Source organism: Gordonibacter pamelaeae (assembly GCF_003340385.1).
GTDB classification, from domain to species: domain Bacteria; phylum Actinomycetota; class Coriobacteriia; order Coriobacteriales; family Eggerthellaceae; genus Gordonibacter; species Gordonibacter pamelaeae.
The window spans coordinates 92,276-112,516 of the sequence record NZ_PPTS01000005.1; the positions used below are offsets into that span (position 1 = coordinate 92,276).

The 20,241-nt window shown below is 67.2% G+C and carries 22 protein-coding genes; 13 read left to right on the plus strand and 9 right to left on the minus strand.

Features of this window, described 5'->3' with window-relative positions; all coding sequences use genetic code 11:
- Window positions 1–22: 22 nt before the first annotated feature.
- Complete coding sequence (locus C1877_RS08910) at window positions 23–523, plus strand: LytR C-terminal domain-containing protein (RefSeq protein WP_015539023.1); 501 nt, start codon at window positions 23–25, stop codon at window positions 521–523.
- On the opposite strand, the gene C1877_RS08915 is transcribed toward C1877_RS08910, so the two are convergent.
- The gene (locus C1877_RS08915; RefSeq protein WP_015539022.1) at window positions 497–1,030 is read right to left on the minus strand and encodes a TetR/AcrR family transcriptional regulator; all 534 of its coding nucleotides are present in this window, start codon (window positions 1,028–1,030) and stop codon (window positions 497–499) included. The genes C1877_RS08910 and C1877_RS08915 overlap by 27 nt on opposite strands.
- Before the next feature lie 216 nt (window positions 1,031–1,246).
- Here C1877_RS08915 and C1877_RS08920 point away from each other — a divergent pair, with 216 nt between their 5' ends.
- From C1877_RS08920 to C1877_RS08935, 4 genes are all read left to right on the plus strand, one after another.
- Entirely contained in the window at window positions 1,247–2,008 is a 762-nt protein-coding gene (locus C1877_RS08920) for an EFR1 family ferrodoxin (RefSeq protein WP_015539021.1), read from the plus strand.
- Between the two features lie 26 nt (window positions 2,009–2,034).
- Window positions 2,035–2,811 carry a nitroreductase family protein gene (locus C1877_RS08925; protein WP_114568981.1) on the plus strand — a complete coding sequence of 259 codons (777 nt, stop codon included), beginning with the start codon at window positions 2,035–2,037 and terminating at the stop codon, window positions 2,809–2,811.
- A 493-nt stretch (window positions 2,812–3,304) separates the two neighbouring features.
- Window positions 3,305–3,727, plus strand: a complete 423-nt coding sequence (locus C1877_RS08930; protein WP_015539020.1) for a helix-turn-helix domain-containing protein — start codon at window positions 3,305–3,307, stop codon at window positions 3,725–3,727.
- Window positions 3,728–3,796: 69 nt separating this feature from the next.
- Complete coding sequence (locus tag C1877_RS08935; protein WP_041239043.1) at window positions 3,797–4,873, plus strand: alpha/beta fold hydrolase; 1,077 nt, start codon at window positions 3,797–3,799, stop codon at window positions 4,871–4,873.
- 42 nt (window positions 4,874–4,915) lie between these two features.
- Here C1877_RS08935 and C1877_RS08940 read toward each other — a convergent pair whose 3' ends face one another.
- The 6 genes from C1877_RS08940 to C1877_RS08965 all read right to left on the minus strand — a co-directional run bounded on the left by C1877_RS08940 (window position 4,916) and on the right by C1877_RS08965 (window position 11,601).
- Entirely contained in the window at window positions 4,916–5,371 is a 456-nt protein-coding gene (locus tag C1877_RS08940; protein ID WP_015539018.1) for a hypothetical protein, read from the minus strand.
- Window positions 5,358–6,902, minus strand: a complete 1,545-nt coding sequence (locus tag C1877_RS08945) for a chemotaxis protein CheA (protein ID WP_244909845.1) — start codon at window positions 6,900–6,902, stop codon at window positions 5,358–5,360. The genes C1877_RS08940 and C1877_RS08945 overlap by 14 nt, the downstream gene beginning before the upstream one ends.
- Before the next feature lie 32 nt (window positions 6,903–6,934).
- On the minus strand, window positions 6,935–7,540 hold the full coding sequence (locus tag C1877_RS08950; protein WP_244909838.1) for a GGDEF domain-containing protein: 606 nt from the start codon (window positions 7,538–7,540) through the stop codon (window positions 6,935–6,937).
- Window positions 7,541–7,560: 20 nt separating this feature from the next.
- A complete protein-coding gene (locus C1877_RS08955; protein ID WP_231847560.1) occupies window positions 7,561–9,126 on the minus strand; it encodes a methyl-accepting chemotaxis protein in 1,566 nt (521 codons plus the stop codon).
- Window positions 9,127–9,134: 8 nt separating this feature from the next.
- Complete coding sequence (locus C1877_RS08960; RefSeq protein WP_041239041.1) at window positions 9,135–9,953, minus strand: CheR family methyltransferase; 819 nt, start codon at window positions 9,951–9,953, stop codon at window positions 9,135–9,137.
- A 148-nt stretch (window positions 9,954–10,101) separates the two neighbouring features.
- Window positions 10,102–11,601: an aldehyde dehydrogenase family protein gene (locus tag C1877_RS08965; protein ID WP_114568983.1), complete on the minus strand. Its 1,500-nt coding sequence runs from the start codon at window positions 11,599–11,601 to the stop codon at window positions 10,102–10,104.
- A 466-nt stretch (window positions 11,602–12,067) separates the two neighbouring features.
- Here C1877_RS08965 and C1877_RS15935 point away from each other — a divergent pair, with 466 nt between their 5' ends.
- Genes C1877_RS15935 through C1877_RS08975 form a run of 3 tightly spaced genes read left to right on the plus strand, consistent with a single transcriptional unit; the run spans window position 12,068 to window position 13,683 of the window.
- The gene (locus tag C1877_RS15935) at window positions 12,068–12,193 is read left to right on the plus strand and encodes a hypothetical protein (RefSeq protein WP_015539015.1); all 126 of its coding nucleotides are present in this window, start codon (window positions 12,068–12,070) and stop codon (window positions 12,191–12,193) included.
- Between the two features lie 18 nt (window positions 12,194–12,211).
- Window positions 12,212–13,066 carry a 16S rRNA (cytidine(1402)-2'-O)-methyltransferase gene (gene rsmI, locus C1877_RS08970; RefSeq protein WP_114568984.1) on the plus strand — a complete coding sequence of 285 codons (855 nt, stop codon included), beginning with the start codon at window positions 12,212–12,214 and terminating at the stop codon, window positions 13,064–13,066.
- A gap of 5 nt (window positions 13,067–13,071) precedes the next feature.
- A complete protein-coding gene (locus tag C1877_RS08975) occupies window positions 13,072–13,683 on the plus strand; it encodes a M48 family metallopeptidase (protein ID WP_244909839.1) in 612 nt (203 codons plus the stop codon).
- Here C1877_RS08975 and C1877_RS08980 read toward each other — a convergent pair.
- Complete coding sequence (locus tag C1877_RS08980) at window positions 13,680–15,056, minus strand: lipase family protein (protein WP_114568986.1); 1,377 nt, start codon at window positions 15,054–15,056, stop codon at window positions 13,680–13,682. The genes C1877_RS08975 and C1877_RS08980 overlap by 4 nt on opposite strands.
- 185 nt (window positions 15,057–15,241) lie before the next feature.
- Window positions 15,242–16,087, minus strand: coding sequence for an alpha/beta hydrolase (locus tag C1877_RS08985; protein WP_114568987.1), 846 nt, complete (start codon window positions 16,085–16,087; stop codon window positions 15,242–15,244).
- A 202-nt stretch (window positions 16,088–16,289) separates the two neighbouring features.
- Here C1877_RS08985 and C1877_RS08990 point away from each other — a divergent pair, with 202 nt between their 5' ends.
- The 5 genes from C1877_RS08990 (at window position 16,290) to metG (ending at window position 20,233) form a co-directional block, all read left to right on the plus strand.
- Window positions 16,290–16,604 carry a DUF6442 family protein gene (locus C1877_RS08990; RefSeq protein WP_015539012.1) on the plus strand — a complete coding sequence of 105 codons (315 nt, stop codon included), beginning with the start codon at window positions 16,290–16,292 and terminating at the stop codon, window positions 16,602–16,604.
- 8 nt (window positions 16,605–16,612) lie between these two features.
- A complete protein-coding gene (locus C1877_RS08995) occupies window positions 16,613–16,864 on the plus strand; it encodes a helix-turn-helix transcriptional regulator (protein ID WP_114568988.1) in 252 nt (83 codons plus the stop codon).
- Window positions 16,865–16,953: 89 nt separating this feature from the next.
- Window positions 16,954–17,346, plus strand: a complete 393-nt coding sequence (locus tag C1877_RS09000; RefSeq protein WP_114568989.1) for a toxin — start codon at window positions 16,954–16,956, stop codon at window positions 17,344–17,346.
- Window positions 17,347–17,350: 4 nt separating this feature from the next.
- On the plus strand, window positions 17,351–18,364 hold the full coding sequence (locus C1877_RS09005; RefSeq protein ID WP_261798095.1) for a type II TA system antitoxin MqsA family protein: 1,014 nt from the start codon (window positions 17,351–17,353) through the stop codon (window positions 18,362–18,364).
- Window positions 18,365–18,637: 273 nt separating this feature from the next.
- Complete coding sequence (gene metG / locus C1877_RS09010; protein ID WP_114568990.1) at window positions 18,638–20,233, plus strand: methionine--tRNA ligase; 1,596 nt, start codon at window positions 18,638–18,640, stop codon at window positions 20,231–20,233.
- Window positions 20,234–20,241: the final 8 nt, after the last annotated feature.

Genomic DNA, 20,241 nt, shown 5'->3' on the forward strand with positions numbered 1-20,241 from the left:
CTTCGCGAGGAAGGCGGCGCGTATGCAGAGGATCAAAGCGTTGGCGGCCATGGCGGCATGTGCATGCCTGTGCGCGGCGCTTTTCGGATGTGCGGCGAAGGAGCCTGCGGCCCAGGAGGCGGATCAGGACTGGCAGGCGGCGGCCGAGCTGCATCCCGACTTCAAGGAGCCCGCGCCTGCCCAGGCCCCGCTCCGCCAGGGAAAAGACGAGATCACCGTGCTCGTGCTGAACGGCTGCGGCATCGAAGGGGCCGCCCAGGAGGCGGCCGAGAAGGTTCGCGCGCTCGGTTTCAAGAACGTGACCACGGACAACGCGACGCAGTGGAATCACCCTCAAAGCAGGGTTTCGTACCATCATGAGGAGCATCGCGCAGAAGTGGACGAGGTCGCGTCGTTGTTCGACTCGCTTCCGCCCTTCGACCCCTATTGTTACGAAGATGCTTGGAGCGGCGGCTGGAGCATGGATTACGACATCCTCGTCATGATCGGAGATCCGTCAGTCGCCGGCAACCCCATCAGCTAGCCTCATGAACGCGTCGGCCATGGCCTCGGGCGATTCCCGCGTGCCGCTCTCCAGCCAGCAGAGCAGCACGTTGTAGAACGCGCCGGCGTAGAAGTACACCTCGTAGCGGTCGGGCGAGCTTAAGGGCATGTCGCCCCAGCAGGCTATCTCGCAGTCGGTGATGAGGTCGAGCAGCGACGTGGCGGCCTTCGCGCGGTGGAAAGCCAGCACGAGCGGTGCGTTCTCCTGGTAGAAGCGGAACTTGTACTCCACGAGCGCGCGGTCGCGGAAGCCCTCGCGGCCCTCTGGCTTTCCTGCGTGGTAGCGCTCGGTGACCTGGCGGATGCCGTAGTCCACGAGCTCCTCCACCGAGGCGAAGTTGCGGTAGAACGACGCGCGCGCGACGCCAGCGGCTTCCACGAGCTCGGTGACGGTCACCTTCGACCAGTCCTTGCGGCCGGCGAACTCCACGAGCGCCGCCAGAAGCCGATCCTTCACCTGCTGGTTAGCGACCTTGCGCTTGTCCATGAGACAGATCCTCCCGTATTGTCCCGCGTTCGCGGTTGACGGCGGTGCACAACCTGATACAAAATGTATCACATAAAACAACAAAGGGCAACGGCTCTTCCCGATGCGCCTTGTCGCCCGTAAAGCACGGTTTTGAAGCGAGAACCGTGTTTTTCGGGCGACGACGGAGCTTTGAGGAGGCGCAGTGCAGGGGGCCGGACTAAGAAGGAGCACGCCATGATCCTGTATTTCAGCGGCACGGGCAACAGCCGATGGGCGGCCCGGCAGCTCGCGGAACACCTCGGCGACGGCGACATCGTGTCCGTCAACGACGCTTTGCGGCAGGGTTCCGTGCCCGCGCTGCGCTCGGAGCGCCCGTTCGTGGTGGTGGCGCCCACCTACGCCTGGCGCCTGCCGCGCGTGGTGGACGCATGGCTGCGCGACGCGCGCCTCGAGGGCTCTCGCGATGTCTACTTCGTTCTGACCTGCGGCGGAAGCGTGGGCAACGCTGCCAAGCACGCGCGGGCGCTCTGCCGCGACAAGGGCCTGCGCTACCGCGGCCTGGCCGAGGTGGTGATGCCGGAGAACTACGTGGCGCTCTACGACGTCCCCGACGAGGAGACCTGCAAGCGCCTGCTCGACGCCGCACGCTCCCAGTTGGAAGGGCTCGCCGCGCGCATCGCAGCGGGGGAGCCGCTGCCGGAGGCTCGCCCGACCGCGAAGGACCGCTTCCGCAGCGGCCCGGTGAACGCGGCGTTCTATCCTGCGCTCGTGCACGACAAGGCGTTCGTCGCGACGGACGCGTGCACGTCGTGCGGCCTGTGCGCCGCGCGCTGCCCGCTGAACAACATCGCGCTCGAAGGGGGCCGGCCCGTGTGGAAGGGCACGTGCACGCATTGCATGGCCTGTATCGGCGGCTGCCCGGCGGAGGCCATCGAGTACGGCGAGAAGTCGAAGGGACGCCGCCGCTACTACCTGAAGGAGGGCGCGAGGGCATAACCGCCCGTGCCGAGGAGGGGAGTTCCATGCGTTTCCATCACGAGATAGCGATAGACCCTGCACGCTGCATCGGCTGCGGCCGGTGCGTCGACGACTGCCCGGCCGCCAACCTGGTCGTGGCGGATGGGAAGGCCGCGCCGCTCACGCAGGGGTGCATCATGTGCGCGCACTGCGTGGCCGTCTGCCCGACGAACGCGGTTACCATCAGCGGCTTCGACGAGGAGCCGCGCCCGCTCGACGGCGCGGAGGCGCTCGAGCCCGCCCGCCTGCTCGCCGCCCTCGGCGCCCGCCGCAGCATGCGGCGCTTCGCCGACCGGCCCGTGGCCGACGAGGCGCTGGCCGATATCGTGGAGGCCGGCCGCCTCACGCCCACGGGCGGCAACGCCCAGGATGTCTCCTTCATCGTGCTGTGCGAGCGCCTCGAGCGCTGCGAGGAGCTGGCGGTGCGCCTGTTCCGGCGCGTCCTGCCCTTCGCGCGCCTCGTGGACGCGACGGCCCGCCGCACCGAGATCGACGACCGCTTCTTCTTCAAAGGTGCGCCGGCCGTCGTCGTGGTGGTGGCGAAAGACCAGGTGAACGGTGCGCTCGCCGCCTCCAACATGGAGCTCGCGGCCCAGGCGCACGGGCTGGGTGTGCTCTACAGCGGGTTCTTCGCGATGGCGGCGCGGCTCTCGCCCGCACTGCGCCGCGAGCTCGGCCTCGCGCGCGGCCAGAAGGCGGTCACCGCGCTCGTTGTGGGGCATTCCGCCGTGAACTATCGCCGCACCGCCCCGAAGGAGCCCGCGGACGTGCGCTTCCTGTGAGGGCGCGAGCAGGTTGCCAACCTGGGCGAGCGCGGCGGGTCGAGGTATCCTCTGCCCGGCGCCGGCCGCAGCGTTTTCTGCTATCGCCGCGCGGGGTCCTTCGGCTTCGCGCTCTGCTCATGATGGTGCCGGCGGCGGATGCGCGGAGCCGTGGACAAAATGCTTGAGTTTTCTTTATTCCAAATAAAGAATAATGTGACTCTATCAGGGATTACGCAAAACGTGAATTCCCAGCAGGCTGATTTTCACCTGAAATCTAATGATTACCCGCCCTTTTTGTCCATGACGTTGCCAATCATATATACACCGGATGGAAAAATGCCTTCGGGGAGGAGGGCGGGAAGAGGAGGAGGACGGGAAGAGGAGGAGGACGGTAGGAGGAGGCTCTGCCCTTGCAACCCTTTCGCGACAAACAGCGCGCGATCTGTCATCATCGATTGGTAGATCAGGGCTGTTCGACGGCTTACCATGAAGGGCGAGGAGTATGAGAAGCATGATTGGTTCGAACATTCAGAGCAGGCGCAGGGCAATCGGCCTCACGCAGGAGCAACTGGCCGCGGCGCTGGCCGTGGCTCGGCAGACGGTGGCTAAATGGGAGGCGGGCGACTCCGTGCCCGACCTCGCAAACGCCGGTGCGCTGGCCGAGGCGCTCGACGTGTCGCTCGACGCGCTCGTGGGCTACGACCCGCAGGGCACGATGCTGCCTATGCCGCCGCGCGGCAAGCACTTGTTCGGCACCGTCACGGTGGGGGAGCGCGGGCAGATCGTCATCCCGAAGCAGGCGCGCGAGCTGTTCGGTATCGAGGCCGGCGACGCACTGCTCGTGCTTGGTGACGAGGAGCAGGGCCTCGCCATCTTGAAGGCAGACGAGTTCATGGACCGCGTGTCGAAGCTTCGCAGCATGATCGACCGATAATACCCGTCGCCTCGCAGACGGCGGGGGAGGGGGAGGGGCGCCATGGCGCGCGTTGGGAAGAAGGCAGGTATGATCGCAGGCATTGCCATCGCGGCGCTGGCGCTGGCGGCGGGCATCGCGCTCGCCGTGTACGTGGACAACAACCGCCACGGCGAGGAGCGCGACCTGGCGCGAGCCCATGCCGCCGGCTTCGAGGAGAAGCAGGTGCAGGTGAGCATCGCCATTGCCGGCGATGCGACCCTCAACTACGCCGAGGGCCCCGACAACGGCCCGGCGCTCGTGCTCGTGCACGGTCAGGGCATGCAGTGGGAGGACTACGCGCGCGTGCTTCCCGACCTGGCAAAACGCTACCACGTGTTCGCCGTCGACTGCTTCGGGCACGGCGAGTCCAGCCACGACCCCGCACTCTATTCGTGCGAGGCCATCGGGCAGGCGGTCAAGGCCTTCGCCGCGCAGGAGGTGGGCGGCGCGTACCTCGTTTCGGGACACTCGTCGGGCGGCATCGTGGCCGCGTGGCTCGCCGCCAACGATGTCGAGCACGTGACGGCTTGCGTGCTGGAGGACCCGCCCTTCTTCCGCGTGACGCCCGAGGAAATGCAGGCGCCTCCGGGCTGCTTCGTGTGGAAGGACGCCTTCGAAGTTATCCATGCGTACCTCAACCAGGAAGACGCGGTCGATCCAGCCGTATACTACGCGCAGCACAGCTACCTGTTCGGCCTGTTCGGCGGCTTGCAGCCGAAAATCGCTGCGTGGACGGCGGCCGAGCGTGCGGCCGCTCCCGACGCCCACCTCACGCTGGCCTGGGTACCGCACGACTGGGTGCGCGGCCTTTACTACTACGACGACTTCGACGTGCGGTTCGGCGAGACGTTCTACGACGGCACGTGGTTCGACGGCGTCGACCAGGCCGACCTGCTCTCCCGCATAACATGCCCGACCGTCTACCTGAAGGCGCAGACCAGCTACGGCGAGGACGGCACCCTGTTCGCCGCCAACTCGGACGAAGACGCCGCGCGCGTGCAGCAGCTCATCGCGTGCTGCGAGACGACCGTCATCGAGTCGGGCCACGACATCCACTACGAGCACCCGGACGCATTCGCGAAGGCCGTGAACGAGGCAGCCGGAAAGAGCAGTGGGCGGCGGTAGCGCCGTGGTTTCGGCCGACCTGCAACAGCCGCCGCGCCGACGCTAACGGCCGGCGGCGAGCAGCATATCTACGATGGCGTCCACGTCGAGCACCGGCAGGGTCTCATGGTCGAAGCCTTGCGGGCAGCGCGTCTTGAGCGGTGCGTGCTTCGTCTCGTCAAGGTTCACCACGTACGGCGTGCCGACGAACCGCAGCCCCAGCAGGTTGTCGCCGCTCCGCACGATCACGATGTGGGACGATTCCCCATCGCCGGGCGTTTCGGCATCGAGCACGGGCACAAGCTCGTAGCTGCGCGGCAGAACGCCGCTGAACTCGGGGGGAAGGAAGGCCAGAGACCTCATCTCGCCGGCCGACACCACCTCTTCGATAGAGGTGAACGCGATGGCCATGTTTCCGCTCTCCGAGGGAATGACGAGCGCGTTCGAGCGGTGGACATCCTGCTGGTTTCCGCTGATAAGCTTCTCTATCCACCGTAGCCGCTGGTCACGCACGCGCATGGGAGCCCTCCTTCTTCAGAATCGCGTTCAGCAGATGGCGGATGCTCACCACGGCGCAGGGCGCGCCGTCCTTGAGGAGGGCGTAGCCGAAGCAACCCGCCTTGGGCAGGGGGCCGTGGTCGAGCAGCGGGGGCAGTTGGCTCACGGAGATGTTCTCGTAGCCGTTCACAGCGTCCACGGCAAGGCAGCGCTGCTCTCCCAACGCTTCCAGGAACAGGGCGAACACAGGATTCTCCGCCTCGAGCGGCGAGCCCGAATCCGGCCCGTTCAACAACTCCGTGCGCTTGCCGTCCTCGCCCGTGTAAAAGGAGGGGCGTGCTGGCGGACGGCTTCCCGAGGGGCCTTCCTGCGCGGCCTTCTCGCCCCGCTCGATCCGCTCGGGGCGATACGCTTCGAAGCGCCCTATCTGCTGGGCGGGCAGCGCGAAGCGCATCGCGCCGGTGCGCACGAGCGCCGCCTCCATGATGGTGAACGGCACGGGGAAGTGGAGCGCTATCTCCAGCGTGCCGTGGTCGGTATTGCGCACCTCGCCGCGCCCGCCCACGTGCTGCAGGAGAGATCCTATCTCGTTGAACTGGGAAAACAAGCTTGAAACAGGGCCTTCCGCCGCAGCGACGAAGCCGGGCAGCAGCAGGAGGGCGCCCATCTCCTCCTCGGTGTAGGTTTCGAGCGGCCGCGTCAGCAGCCCGCGCTTCACCGCCTGCCGGGCGATGCCGCGGGAATCGAACGGCTTCCCGTCGTGCTCTATCCGGCACACCACTTCCGAGCCGTCGCTTTCCAGGCGCAGGCGCAGCAGGGCACGCGCGGGTTTGCCCGCCGCCACACGGTGCTCGGGCTGCTCGATGCCGTCGCGCAGGCAGAACCGCAGGACGCGCTTGATGATCTCCTCCATCGACGCCAGCACCGACCGGTCGAGCGCCATATGGCCGTCGACGATATCGAGGTCGGCGAGCACGCCGAAACGGCCGCTGTAGTCGGCGATGAACGTTCGCAGCGACGGGGCCATGCGGTCGAAAGGCTCGATGCGAGAGCGTGCCACCGCGGTGCGCAGCTCGTCCACCACCTGGGTGTGCGAGAATACGATGCTGCTCAACGCGCGGTCTTGCGGCTGGCCCTCGGCGTGCGTGCGCAGCTTGCGGTGCACTTCCTCGAACCGCGCGAGCAGGTTCGTCAGCTCGTCGCCGCGCCTGTCCAGCCCGTTTTCGTCGGCGAAGGTGGAGGGCAGCGCGAAGGCGGAGTCCTCCATCGCGTCGGCCTCGATCCCCGCCTTCTCGTAAGAGGGAATGGTGTCCGGGTCTTCGACAAGGGAGCAGTGGTCAACGAAAAACGACCTCTTGATGGTCAGCAGCACCTGCTCGGGGGTGGGGGAGCTGAAGCGTATGAACAGCCCGTGGTCGCGCAGGAACGCGATGGTCGACCGGTCGCTCTTGACGGTGCGCGGATGGCAGGAAAGGTTGTCGCACAGCGGCAGGATGCGGCGCATCACGAGCGACGCGCGGGTATTCTCGAGCCCGCAATTGGGCTTGAGCATGACCTGCACCGTGAGTTCCTTGCTCGCCGGCCTCATCTCTGCTCGCCCGCCGTGTCGGGCTGCGCGAACGTGCAGCGGTTCTTGCCGGTTTCCTTGCCGCGATACAGCGCGCGGTCCACGCGCACGAAGTTCTCGGCGAACGTGAGGCTTGGATCGTAAGCGCTCAAGCCGAACGTGAGCGTGCAGGAGAACTCGCCCGTCCCGTCGTCTATACGGTACGCGGCAACCTCTTCGCGCATGCGGTTGCACAGGCGCAGCGCCTCGTGGTCGGGCGTCGAGAACAGCACGACGAGCAGCTTCTCGCCGCCCCAGCGGATGACGGGGTGGTTGCCGGCCAGATCGTCGAGGATGTCGGCGATGCAGACGATGGCGATGTCGCCCGACTGGTGGCCGCGCGCGTCGTTGATGGTCTTGAAGTCGTCGATGTCGCAGAGGGCGAGCACGATGTTCGTCTCGTTGCTGTCCTCCCGAATCCTCTCCTCGAGGTAGTCGGTGAGGTAGTGGCGGCTGAACAGGCCGGTAAGCTGGTCGCGAAAGGCCAGGCTGCGCATGGTGTCCAGCTGTTCCCGCAGCGCGGCGTTGGCTGCGCGCAGGCTCAGGAACTCGGCGCGCTCCGGTTCTGCGAAAAAGCTCGGCAAGGGTTTGACGGCCTGGCCGGTCACCGTGCACCGCCGTCTGAACCGCCGGCGGGCTTCTCAAGCACGAACCGATCGATGAGGTGCTTGAGGCTGCGGGCCTGCTCGGCCAGCTCCTCGCCGATGACGGCGCTCTCCTCCGAAGCTGCCGAGTTCTCTTGCACCACGTCGGACAGGCTGTCCATGCTCTCCTGGATCTGCGACACGGCCTCCAGCTGCTGCGTGGACGCCTGCGCGATGGCCGACATCATCTCCTTGACGCCCTCGGTCGCGGCCACGGCGCCCTCCATGCTCGTGGAGGTTACCCTGATGAGCGCGCTGCCGTTCTCCACGCTCGCAGTGGCGCGCGCAGCCAGCTCGTCGGCGGCGCGCGATGCCTCGCTCACCTGGTTGGCCAAACGCCGAATCTCCTCGGCCACGATGGCGAACCCGCGTCCCGCCTCGCCCGCGCGCGCCGCCTCCACGGAGGCGTTGAGCGCGAGGATGTTCGTCTGGAACGAGATGTCCTCGATGGTGTTAGCCAGCTGCGAGATGTTGCGGGTGCTGACCTTGATGTCGGCGATGACCTCGACGGCTTGGGATATCTGGGTGTTGCTGTGCTCGACGGCGGACAGCACGTCGGCGGTGTTCTCGTTGGCTATGAGAACGCTTTCGTTGTTCTCTTCCACCACCTGGGTGATGTCCTGCACGCTGGTGGCCAGCTCCTCGATGTTCATGGCCTGCTCGGCCGACCCCTGCGCGATCGTCTGGGAGCCGTCGGACATCTGCGACGACGAGCGCTCCACCTGGTCGGCCGTCGCCTTCATCTGCTCCACCATGAGGCGTAGCGCCGCCACCGTCTTGTTCATGGAGGCTGCGAGCTCACCCAGCTCGTTGCGGGAGCTCGGGATGACGTGCACCGTGAGGTCGCTCTCCGCCACGCGCTTCGCCATACCCTCGATCTCGCCCACCGGCACGGCGATGGCGCGGGTGATGCGGCGCCAGAGAACGATGACGAGGCCGATCGTGAGAAGGCCGAGCAGTATGATGATGATCGAGGTTGCGATCTCTACGTAGGTGGTTTCTTGGGAGTACTCGTGCGCATCCTGCTCGGCAGCATCGATGATGCCATCGGCCAGGACCAGCGTGACGTCCTTCTGAGGCAGGTAGTCCTGCTCGTAAACCGTGTTGGCCTGTTCCGTGTTGCCTGAGCGCAGCTCGTCGACCACTTCGTCGCGTGCAGAAAGAAGGGCTTCGCTTGCCAAGGCGAATTGGTCGAGCACCTTCGCGTCGCTCTTGAAGTTCGCCGCGATGACGTTGTACTCGGCCTCGCGCTCGATGGCCAGCTGGTTGATAGTGTCGACCAGCCGCTCCCTTTCAAGGGAGTCCTCCGTCACGAGGCACTGCTTGAGTTGGTTCGATATCTGCTCGACGGTGCTGCGCAGCGACAGGGCGCTCTTGGAAACCCGGTAGGGCTGCTCGTAGAACTCGGTGGTCATCGCCGAGTTCTGGTGGACGCCGAAAACCGCCACGCAGATGGAGACGACGAACAGCACGATGATGCTGACGTAGGACATCATGAGGATGCGGCCGATGCTTGCGTTTTTCAAGGATGGCTTCATGGGATGATCGCTTCCGGTTGCTTTTGGTATACGGAATCTCTTCGATAGACGAACTTGGTCCGGCTGCGGATGATCTCCGCGTGGCCGAGGATGAGGTAGCCTGAAACGGCAAGGTGGCGATACAGGCTGTCGAGCACCTGCTCCCGCGTGCGACCGTCGAAGTAGATGATGACGTTGCGGCACATGATAAGGTCGTAGCGGCGCTGGAGGGCATCGGGGTCGTTGAGGTTCGCCTGGGCGAACGTCACGCGGCGCCTGATGGCGTCGGTCACGGTGTAATTGCCGCCGTCGTTCGTGAAATAAGACGACAGCCAGCGGGGCGGGACCTTCTCCACGTGGGCGAACTGGTACGTCGCGCGCCGCGCCTTCTCGATGGCCGCCTTGGAGATGTCGATGCCCGTGATGCGCACGGGGGGCAGGTCGCGCCCGCGGCGGTAATCCTCCACGATCATGGATGCGGTGTAGCACTCTTCGCCGGTGGAGCAGCCGGCGCACAGGATGTTCCAGGTGCGGTTTGGCTTTGAACGCTCCAGCTCGGGAAACGCCGTGGTGCGCAGGAAGTCGAACTGCCTGCGCTCGCGCAGGAAGTAGGTGTAGTGGGTGGTGACGAGATCCACGAAGCGCGCGGTGGCCTCGGGGTCGGTCTCCGCCTCCACCTTGTCGAGGTATGCCGAGAACGAGGAAAACCCAAGACGCTCTCGCTCGCGCGAAAGTCGGCAATCGAGCAGCACCCGCTTTGATCGCATGTTCAGCCCGAAGGTACGGGACAGGTGCGTGCAAACTCGATCGAACTCTTTGTCGGTTAAGTGGTCCAAGTGCCATTCCGTTGGGTAGATGCGTGTCCATACAGCTTAGCATGCGATGCAAAGGGGTGCTAGGATTAACCAACGGCAATGGCGAAATAATGTCCGGAATAGAGGAAAAGCCCGGTCACCCTGCAAGGTGGCCGGGCCGGGGGATTGATCAGAACGGGTAGGGGTGCGGCGTGTGCTGGACGCTCGTCCAGTGGGTGCGCGTCATCTCCTCCAAGATCCAGCGGCCGTTGAAGCGGCCGAGGCCGGAGTTCTTCTCGCCGCCGAAGGGCACGTGCTGCTCGTCGGCCACGGTCATGTCGTTCACGTGGGTCATGCCGGCGTCGATCTTGAGGGCGAACGCGGCAGCGCGCTCCACGTCGCGGCCGACGACGGCGGACGATAGGCCGTAATCGCTCATGTTGGCGAAACGGAGCGCCTCGTCCTCGCCGTGCGCCGCGATGATGGGGGCCAGCGGGCCGAAGCTTTCCTGCAGGGCGATGTCCCAGCTGGGATCCACCTCGCCGAACACGACGGGCGGCATGACGAGGCCGTCGGGCTCGCCGTCCAGCAGCACGCGGGCGCCCTGGTCCTTGGCGCGCTGCACCTTCTTCATCAGGCCCGCGAGCTGCGACTGGTTGATGATGGGGCCGATATCGGTGGCCGGGTCGAGCGGGTCGCCGCACACGAGTTTGCGCGCACGGTCGACGAAGCGCTCGGTGAACTCGTCGACAAGGGAGGCGTCCACGATGATGCGGTTCGTGCTCATGCAGATCTGCCCCTGGTGCAAAAAGCGCCCGATGATGGCGATGTCCACGGCGAGGCCCAGGTCGGCGTCGTCAAGCACCACGAGCGGGCAGTTGCCGCCCAGCTCCAGCGCCACGCGCTTGAGGCGCATGCCGCCGGCCGTCTTCGCGCCGATGCCGCGCCCCACGTCGGTCGATCCGGTGAACGAGATGAGCTTGGGGACGGGGTGCTCCACGAAGTAATCGCCGATCTCGCTTCCGCGTCCCGCCAGCACCGACAGCAGCCCCTCCGGCAGGCCGGCCTCCTCGTAGATCTTGGCGAGCAGCAGGCCGCCGGTGACGGGCGTGTCGCTGGCGGGCTTGAGCACCACGGCGTTGCCGCAGGCCAATGCCGTGGCAACCGAGCGGTTCGACAGGTTCATGGGGAAGTTCCACGGGCTGATGACGCCCACCACGCCCAGCGGTTGGCGGTAGACGCGGTTCTCCTTGTGCGGCGTGTCGGACGGGAATATCTCGCCGTGCATGCGATAGGGGAAGCTTGCGGCCTCCTCGGTGATATTGCGCGCGGCGCCCACCTCGAATTCGGCCTTCGCGCGGATGCTGCCCGACTCGCGCTGCACCCAGCCCACGAGCTCATCGTGGCGCGCGTCGAAGAGCTCCACGGCGCGGCGCAGCACGGCGGCGCGCTCGGCCGGAGCGGCCGCGGCCCACTCGCGTTGGGCGCGCTCGGCGGCGGTGTAGGCCTCGTCCACGTCGGCGCGGTTCGCCAGCACGTGGGCGGACAGGACCTCCTGGTTGTAGGGGTTGACGTCCTGCGCGGTCTCGCCGCTTGCGCCGTCGCGCCAGGCTCCGGCGATGAAGAGCCGGTCGAGGCCGTCGTAGGGGCGGGGGGATGCGGAGGGCGGGGTGTTCGCTGAGGGTGCCATGGCGGTCTCCTGTTCTCGGAGCGCGGCGGGATCGGGTGGCGCCGTCGCGCACGGGCCAATCCGCTCAGTATAGGAGCCTGCGAGCAGGAGGCATCCGTCTGCGGTGAACGGTTGACTGGCGGAAAACCGGTGATCACCGGTGGGAGAATCTGCGCTTGCGTGGTTGCAGGGCCCGGCGAGCGGGTTGTGGCGAGCGGGGTGCGGCGTATCGGCTGTTGCCGCAGGGAACTGGGGAGGGCGAGACGGCGCGCAGGCGTGCGCGATCGCGCGGCGAGCGGGACGTGCGGGCGGCATCGGCCGCACGCCGTCGTTCGGGGCGCGATCGCGCGCCCGTGGTCGTGATGGTTTGGCGGACGTGGCCGCAGGGCGGCGGACACGTGCTGGGCGCGCGGGCCGAAGTGTGCGATTATGAGAGCAAACAGCGGCACGGCTGCGCGGTAGGCGCGGCGGGAAAGGAGCGGACGGCATGGGATGCATGGGGAGCTTGGCCTGCACGGGGGACGGCCCGCTGCCGTTCATCGTGGTGGGCGTGGCGGTTGTGGCGGCGGCGGTGCTGATAGCGGCGTTCGTGCTCATGCGGCGCAACCGCTAGCGGGGGCGGGGAGCAGCTATGGACGGGAAGCTGGTCATCTGCCCCACGCCGCTCGGGAACCTGGGCGACATGACCGAGCGCGCGCTGGCGGCGCTGCGCGCGGCCGACGTCGTGTGCGCCGAGGACACGCGCGTGACGGGGCGGCTGTTGGCGGCGTACGGCATCGAGAAGCGGCTGGAGCGCTTGGACGAGGCGCTCATCGGCGAGCGCGCGGCGTCGCTCGTGCGGCGCGTGCTGGACGGCGAGGTCATCGCGTACTGCTCGGACGCGGGCATGCCGGGCGTGTCGGACCCGGGCCTGCGCCTCGTGCGCGCGGCCCGGGAGGCGGGCGCGTCGGTCGAGGTGCTGCCGGGCCCCACGGCTGCCGCCACGGCCTACGTGGCCAGCGGCTGCGACAACCCCCGCTTCTACTTCGGCGGCTTCTTCCCGCGCAAGGATGCCGAGCGCGCCGCGCTGCTGGACGGCCTGCGCGCGCTCGATGCGGCGCTCGTGTTCTACGAGAGCCCGAACCGCCTTGCCTCCGCGCTCGCCGCGCTGGCGGCCGCCTTGCCGCAGCGCGAGGCGGCCGTGTGCCGCGAGCTCACGAAGCTGCACGAGGAAGTGGTGCGCGGGCCGCTGCCCGAGGTGCGCGACGAGTTTGCGGAACGGGCGGGCGCAGGCGGGCGCGGCGTGAAGGGCGAGATCGTCATCGTGGTGGACGGCCCGAACGCCGCCGAGGGTGCGGCTGCGGCCGAGGGCGCGCAGCAGGCCGCCGCTGCGCGCGCCGCCGAGCTGAAGGCGGCGGGCGCCCGCAACAAGGACATCGCCCGCGCGCTGGCCGACGAGTTCGGCATCGCGCGCAACGTGGCGTACGACCTGGCCCTCAAGGCGTGAGCGGCATGGCGGGGCGCGGTGCGGGCCGCACGGGGCGGCCGACGGCGAGGCGCCGGGGAGGGGCTGCGGCGCCGACGACGATGACCCTCGAGGTGGACGGGCTGCCCGTGCGGCTCGTGCGCAAGCGCATCAAGAACGTGAACCTGCGCGTGAAGGCCGACGGCCAGGTGGAGGTGTCGGCCCCGCTGTACGCCGCCGACGCGTTCGTGGCGTCGTTCGTGCGCGAGAAGCGCCCCTGGATCGAGGCGAAGCGCACCGAGATGGCCGCCTCGCCGCGGGCGAAGGCCGCGGCGGCATCGCCCGAGGAGGTGGCCGCATGGCGCGCCGTGGTGGAGGCGTGCGTGCCGCCGCTCGTGGCCGCGTGGGAGCCCATCATGGGCGTGAAGGCGGGGCGGCTCGCCTACCGCAACATGACCAGCCGCTGGGGCAGCTGCCAGCCCGCCACCGGGCGCATCTGCATCAACGTCCGCTTGGCGCTCTACCCGCCCGAGTGCCTGGAGTACGTGGTGGTGCACGAGCTGTGCCACCTGCGGGAGCGCGGCCACGGCCAGCGCTTCAAGGACCTCATGGACACCTATATGCCCGATTGGCGCGAGCGCCGCGCGAAGCTGCGCTAAGCCCGCTGCGTGAACGTGAGCGCCCGCGCGTCGACCGCCTGCATCCAGGCGATGTACGTGTCGGGGCAGTGCGATGTGAACGCCAGCCCCAAGTCCACCTCCAGCAGCTCCCGCACGGCCGTGAAGATGCCGAAGGGATTCAGCAGGCTCTCCACCGTGGGAAGGCTCTGAGCCGCCTGGGCGTCGAACGAGTCGAGCCGTTCCAGCGCGTCGGGGCTGTAGGAGTCCAGCAGCCCCGTGTTCGCCTGGTACGCCTGCTGCATGAGGGCGAGCGACGACGCGAAGCGGGTGCTGGCGTAGCCCGGCAGCTCCACGGTGGTGCCGTAGCGCCCATAGCCCCAGGCGGGGAGCGGCAGCTGCGGCACGAGGTCCGAGGGGTTCACGATGTTGAAGATTCCCGCGTACGCGCTGTCGCCGCGCTCTGCCGACTTCGTGGGGCACGGCGCGGCGAACGTGTAGGCGTAGACGGCGTCGGCCGCCGCCAAGGCTTGGGGCCCGTCCGCCCGGTCGACGAGGTCGGCGGCCAGCAGGTTGGCGATGGCCCCGCCGCGGCTGTGGCCGGTTATGAGGATGCGCGTGCGCGCCGGGTCTGCGCCGATCTCGTCCAAGTAGCGCTCGAGCGCCTGTGCCACCTCCTGCTCGGCCGTCTTGAACCCGCGGTGGTCGGCGTCGGGCGATGCCGCGTCCGGCAGGTTGAAGTTGCTGACCCATTCCGCGCCGTAGCTTCCGCGTATGCCCACGAACACGAGGGTCTCGGCCGCGCTGCCCGCCTCAGGGCCGCCTAAGGAGGAGCCTCCGGCAGCGGCGTCGCCGGCGGCGGCGTCGCCGTGGCGTGCGGTATCGAGCCGGCGGTTGGCGAACGTGTAGGCGGCCACGTCGTGCGAGCCGCTGACGAGTGCGGCCAGCTGGTCGAGCACGGCGCTGTGCAGCTCGTAGGAGTCGGTGCGCACCTGGGAGAACCCGAGCGCGCTCAGGGCCTGCTCGGCGTAGGGGATGCGGTCGCCGCTGCCGGAGTAGAAGTGCGATTCCGCGTTGCATACGGCGCTGAGCACCGCGCAGTTCGTGGCGATGCCGTGATGGTAGCGGCGGGAGTCGCCGGCGAACCAGGCATCGTCCAGCTCGACGCTCGTGGACGTGCGGTCCGACGGGTTGCCCGGATCGCGTGCGGCCACGGCCTCGCTGCAGTAGTCCACCATGATCGGGCCGTCCGGCACGTCCGCCGCCGCGAAGGCCGGCATCTCCGCATGGGCGGCGGGCAGCAGGCCCACCGCGCCGCCCACGAAGTAAGCTTGGACGACGAACAGGCCGACCAGCGCCAGCGCGGTGAGCGATGCGTTGATGACGGATGCGATAGGGCGGCGCGGCCTCGCCATGGGGTTCCTTCGGACGGTCGGCTCGGGTACGTTCGAATCAGTATAGGAACGGGCGTCGGAACGGCATCTAACCGTTGACAAAGCGAAACAAAGCTGAAGCTTGCGTGCCGAAGGCGTGGAGGCCGAGTGCTGTTCGCCGTGACGCTCGGGAGGGGGAGCACTCTGCGGGCGGGGAGGGACGCCGCTTAGGCGGCTGCGGGCAGTGCGGCCGGTGCCTGACGGCGCGCCTTGACGTACGCGTCGATGGCGGCGGCAGTCTGCCCCTGCTGCTCTTCGGCCGATATGGTGGCCGAACCGTCTCCCTCCTGGGGGCCGTAGGCGCCGAAGCCCGCGTGGTTGCCGCCGACGATCTCGATCGTCCGCGCACCCTCGGGCATGAGGGCGGCGCTGTCGGCGAGCTTTCCGCGGTTGAGCACTTGGTCCTCCGAGCCGTACACGACGAGGGTGCCCAGGTCGCTGGCCGAGAGGTCGCTCGCGGTGTACGCTCCCAGCAGCACGAGGCCCGCGAGCGCACCGTCATCGGCGTGGTCGGCCGCGTACTGCGCCGCCATGGAGCCGCCGAGCGAGTGCCCGCCGACCCACCACTCGCTCACCTGGGGAAACGCCTCGCGCACCTCATCGGCCGCGTTGATGCCGAAGAACGCGAAGTTGAAGGGCATCTCCACGGCCACGGCCAGGTAGCCGCGCGCGGCCAAATCGCGCATGAGCGGGGCGTAGGCGGTGTACTCGACCTTCGCGCCCGGGTAGAACACCAGGCCCGTCTCGGCCGCAGGGTCGCCGAACGCCACGTAATGCGCGCCTTGGGCCACCGGGAGCTGCGAGGTGGACACGAGGTTCTCGTGAGCGGCGTCCTCGTCGCGGTAGTAGTCGCTCGCGTACACGAGGAACGCTGCTGCCGCCACCACCGCCGCCACGACGAGCGCCACGAGCGCGATGGCCACCCGCCGCGGCCAGCGCCGGCGGGGCGCGGCGGCGGCTCCGGTTCCCGTTTCGGCCTCCCGGCCCGCGAAGTTGTTCTCATGATGTTCCATGCCCTCGATGATAGCAGGTTCTCGCCGCGCGTGCCTCTTTGGGTTCGCCTTCGTGCCATGCCGTCGACGTACCGCACCCCTTGCGTTTCTCAAGCGTGCCAAGTATACTTGTCACATTGACAAGAAAACTTGTCAGTAGAGCGAACGAATGTTTCACGTGAAACATTCGGATGGTCGGATCAGAGGGCTCCGGAGGTGCGGCATGAACAAAGAGGAGATCTTGGCGAAGAGCCGCGAGGACAATCGCGGTGCCGATGAACGGTTTCGCATTCTGAACCAGCGCCAAAGCGTGGTCATGGTCGGCGCCATGCTGGCCATGTGGCTGCTTCTGTTTCTTTGGAACGTGTTCCGCGGCTTGGACACCAGTCAGGGCGGCGCCATCATGCTCTCCGGCGTGGCCGCTATGGGCTTCTGGCAGTTTTACCAGTTCAGAATGAAGTTCAGTTTCGTCTGCGGCCTCTTGGCCGCGTTCGGGGCCGTGACGTTCGCGATCAAGTACCTCTTGGGAACGATGTAGGGCCGGCCATGATGAAGCTTCCCTCCCTCGGGATCGACGATGTCCACGGCAACGACGGCGAGCTTGAGCTCAAGAACCGCCTGAAGGCGGTCCGTGCCGAAGCGGGCCTGTCGCAAACCGACCTCGCGCGCCTCGTGGGCGTGTCGCGCCAGACCATCTCCGCCATCGAAACGGGCCTGTTCAACCCCACCGCGAAGCTGGCGCTCGTCCTGTGCATCGCGCTCGACAAGAAGTTCGAGGACCTGTTCTACTTCGATTAACCGCATCAATTGAGGTGATTCTTCTGGACATCTACTTGCTTATCATGTAGGGTAGTCACATCAATTGAGGTGATTTTAAGCGAGGGTCGATGTCGGGCAAGGTAGCCGAAAGATGGAAGATCGAAGCCGTGCTGGCTTTGGTGCGGGCTGTGGCTTACGAGCGATTCGTCATCGCCGGATTGGGGAACCCGCAAGGAAAGAAGAGGCGGTTCATGCAGCTTGTCGGATTCAACGGCCGGCAGGTACATGAGACCGTTTGCGGTTTGCGCGTTTCCAATTACTCCGCCGGTCCTCTTTCCGACGACAAAGGACGCCCTCATGACGTGTGGGTGTTCGGCGCTTATGTACCTATGTACGAGGTATACGTTAAGCTGGCGGCTTTCTTCTCGTCGGGATGCATGCAAGCGGTGTGCGTCTCGTTCCACGAAGCCGAGCATCGATTGTCCTATCCGTACCGAAGGGAGGGGCCCGAACTTGGCTGAAACCGTGAGAACCATCTGTGATGCCTGCTACAACGAGGTCGATGCCCCGGTGATTGCGGTTCGGGAGACGGTCGATGTCAGGGGCGTCCCTATAACCGACAAGTTTTGGTACCCTGTTTGCCCCTTGTGCGGCAACCGTATCGGTCATGCGGCAACCATGGATCGCAACTTCGAGAAGATGTATGCGGCCTACCGCGAGGCCCGAGACGTTCCGCAGCCCGACGAGATCGTGGCCTTGCGGCGGCGCTACGGGTTCTCGCAGCGCGTTCTCGCGGCCATCCTCGGCATCGGGGTGGCCAGCGTGCAGCGCTACGAGGGCGGCGCCCTCCCCTCGGAGTCGCATGCCGAGCTGCTCCGCCAGGCGCGCGACCCCCAGGTGCTGCGCGAGCGTCTGCGCAGCGGCGCGCCGCGCCTGGGGGAGCGGGACCGAGAGCGCGCGCTGCGGGCCGTCGAGCAGCAGGCGGCCAGCAGGATAGACTATGCCGTGGTGCGTCTCGACCTGCTGGATTGCCTGCCGCGCACGGCCTCGCCGGAAACGGGCTTGCGCGTATTCGATGCCGACCGCCTGCGGGAGGCGGTGGTCTACCTCGCGGCGCAGGTGGGGAACCTGTTCGTGACGAAGCTGAACAAGGTGTTGTTCTATCTGGACTTCTCGGCCTTCCGCGACGAGGGCGTCGGCTTCACCGGGCTGCGCTACGCCCGCGCCGACTACGGCCCGGTCCCCGACCAGTACGACCTCGTCATGGTCGCGCTCGTGGACGGCACGACGCTCGCGTACCACGAGCAGGGCGACGGGCGCATCATCGTCGCGCGCCGCGGCGCCGACCTCTCCGCCTTCGCCCCTGGGGAGGTCGCCCGCCTCGACGCCGTGGCCGCCTTCGCGAACAGCTTCGCCACCACTGCGGAGCTGTCCTCGTACTCGCACGGGGAGCGCGCCTGGCTCGAAACCCCCTCGGACAAGGTGATCGGCTACGACTTCGCCCGCGACCTGCGCATGCCCATGCTGCCGCCCACTTAAGGCGCCCTTGCGCAGGGTGCTCCCTCTCCATTCGTCCCCTGGTGGCAGCAGCCGAACGCCGCGATGCTGCTGCGTCGTCCGCCGTTGGCATGCGACGGCTGGCTGCAGCCGTGCTCCCGTGCCCCGTGTATCGGCGTTCTCGTTTCATGTGCTCGGGGCGAGATCCGGTCCTTCGCGCGGGACCCACGTGCTAGAATAGATCGGTTGTTGCGCTTGTCCATGCGGCCGACCGGGCACCATTCGCCCTGCGGTCCCGATACGTAAGGAAGCACCATGTCAAAGGGAACCTACTCGTTCACCACTCCCATCTACTACGTCAACGCTGCCCCGCACCTCGGCACGGCCTACACCACCATCGCGGCCGACACCGTGGCGCGCTACCAGCGCATGAACGGCTACGACGTCGCGTTCGTCACGGGCATGGACGAGCACGGCCAGAAGGTGGCCGACACGGCCGCCGCCAAGGGCATGACCCCGCAGGACTGGTGCGACTCCATGGAGCCCGCGTTCCGCGACGCGTGGGACATGCTGGGCATCACCTACACCGACTTCGTGCGCACCACCGAGCCGCGCCACGCGAAGAGCGTGCAGAAGTTCTGGCAGGAGCTCTACGACAAGGGCTGGTGCTACAAGGGCAGCTACGAGGGCTGGTACTGCGTGCACGAGGAGACGTACTACGCCGAGAGCGACCTCGAGAAGAACGACGAGGGGCAGCTCGTGTGCCCCGACTGCAAGCGCCCCGTGCAGAAGGCGGGCGGCGAGGAGAACTGGTTCTTCAAGCTGTCCGAGTTCGGCGACAAGCTGCTCGCGTTCTACGAGGAGAACCCCGACTTCATCCGCCCCGAGACGCGCAAGAACGAGATCGTGTCGTTCGTGAAGAGCGGCCTGAAGGACCTCTCCATCTCGCGCAGCACCTTCGACTGGGGCGTGCCGCTGCCGTTCGACGAGGGCCACGTGGCCTACGTGTGGGCCGACGCGCTGCTGGCGTACCTCACGGGCATCGGCTACGGCGACGAGGGCGAGCGCGCCGGCGAGTTCGATGCCCGCTGGCCCATGCAGTACCACTTCGTGGGCAAGGACATCACGCGCTTCCACTGCGTCATCTGGCCGGCCATGCTCATGGCGGCCGGGATGCCCATCACCCACACCGTGTTTGGCCACGGCTTCCTGCTCACCAAGGGCGAGAAGATGTCGAAGTCGAAGGGCAACGCCCTCAAGCCGGCGGACCTCTGCCGCGTGTTCGGCGTGGACGCGTACCGTTATTACTTCATGAGCGACGTGCAGTTCGGCGCCGACGGCTCCATCTCCCTGGAGCGCATGGTGCAGGTGTACAACGCCGACCTGGCCAACACCTGGGGCAACCTCTGCAGCCGCGTGTTCAACATGACGAAGAAGTATTTCGACGGCCAGGTACCCGAGGTGCCGGTGTCCGCCGCCGCGCTCGTGGAGGCCAACCCGCTGCGTGAGATAACCGAAGAGCTGTACGCCGAGTACGACCGTGCCCTGGGCGACGTGGACTTCACGGCCGCGGCCGCCGCGGTGCAGAAGCTCGCGGGCCGCGTGAACCTCTACGTGGAGGAGAGCGCCCCGTGGAACCTCGCGAAGAACGAGGAGACCGCCGATGAGCTGGCGGCCGTCATCTACAACGCGCTCGAGGCCATCCGCATCATCGCGCTGTATATGGCGCCGTTCATGCCGAACACGTCGGCCGAGGTCTTCCGCCGCCTGTCGCTCGGCGACATCGCAGCGGTGGACGACATCGAGGCCGCCACGGCCTGGGGCCAGCTGCCCGCCGGCAACGCGGTGGAGATCGGCGACCCGCTGTTCCCGCGCCTGGACACGGACGCCATCGACCTGAGCATGGAGTAAGCCGCCGC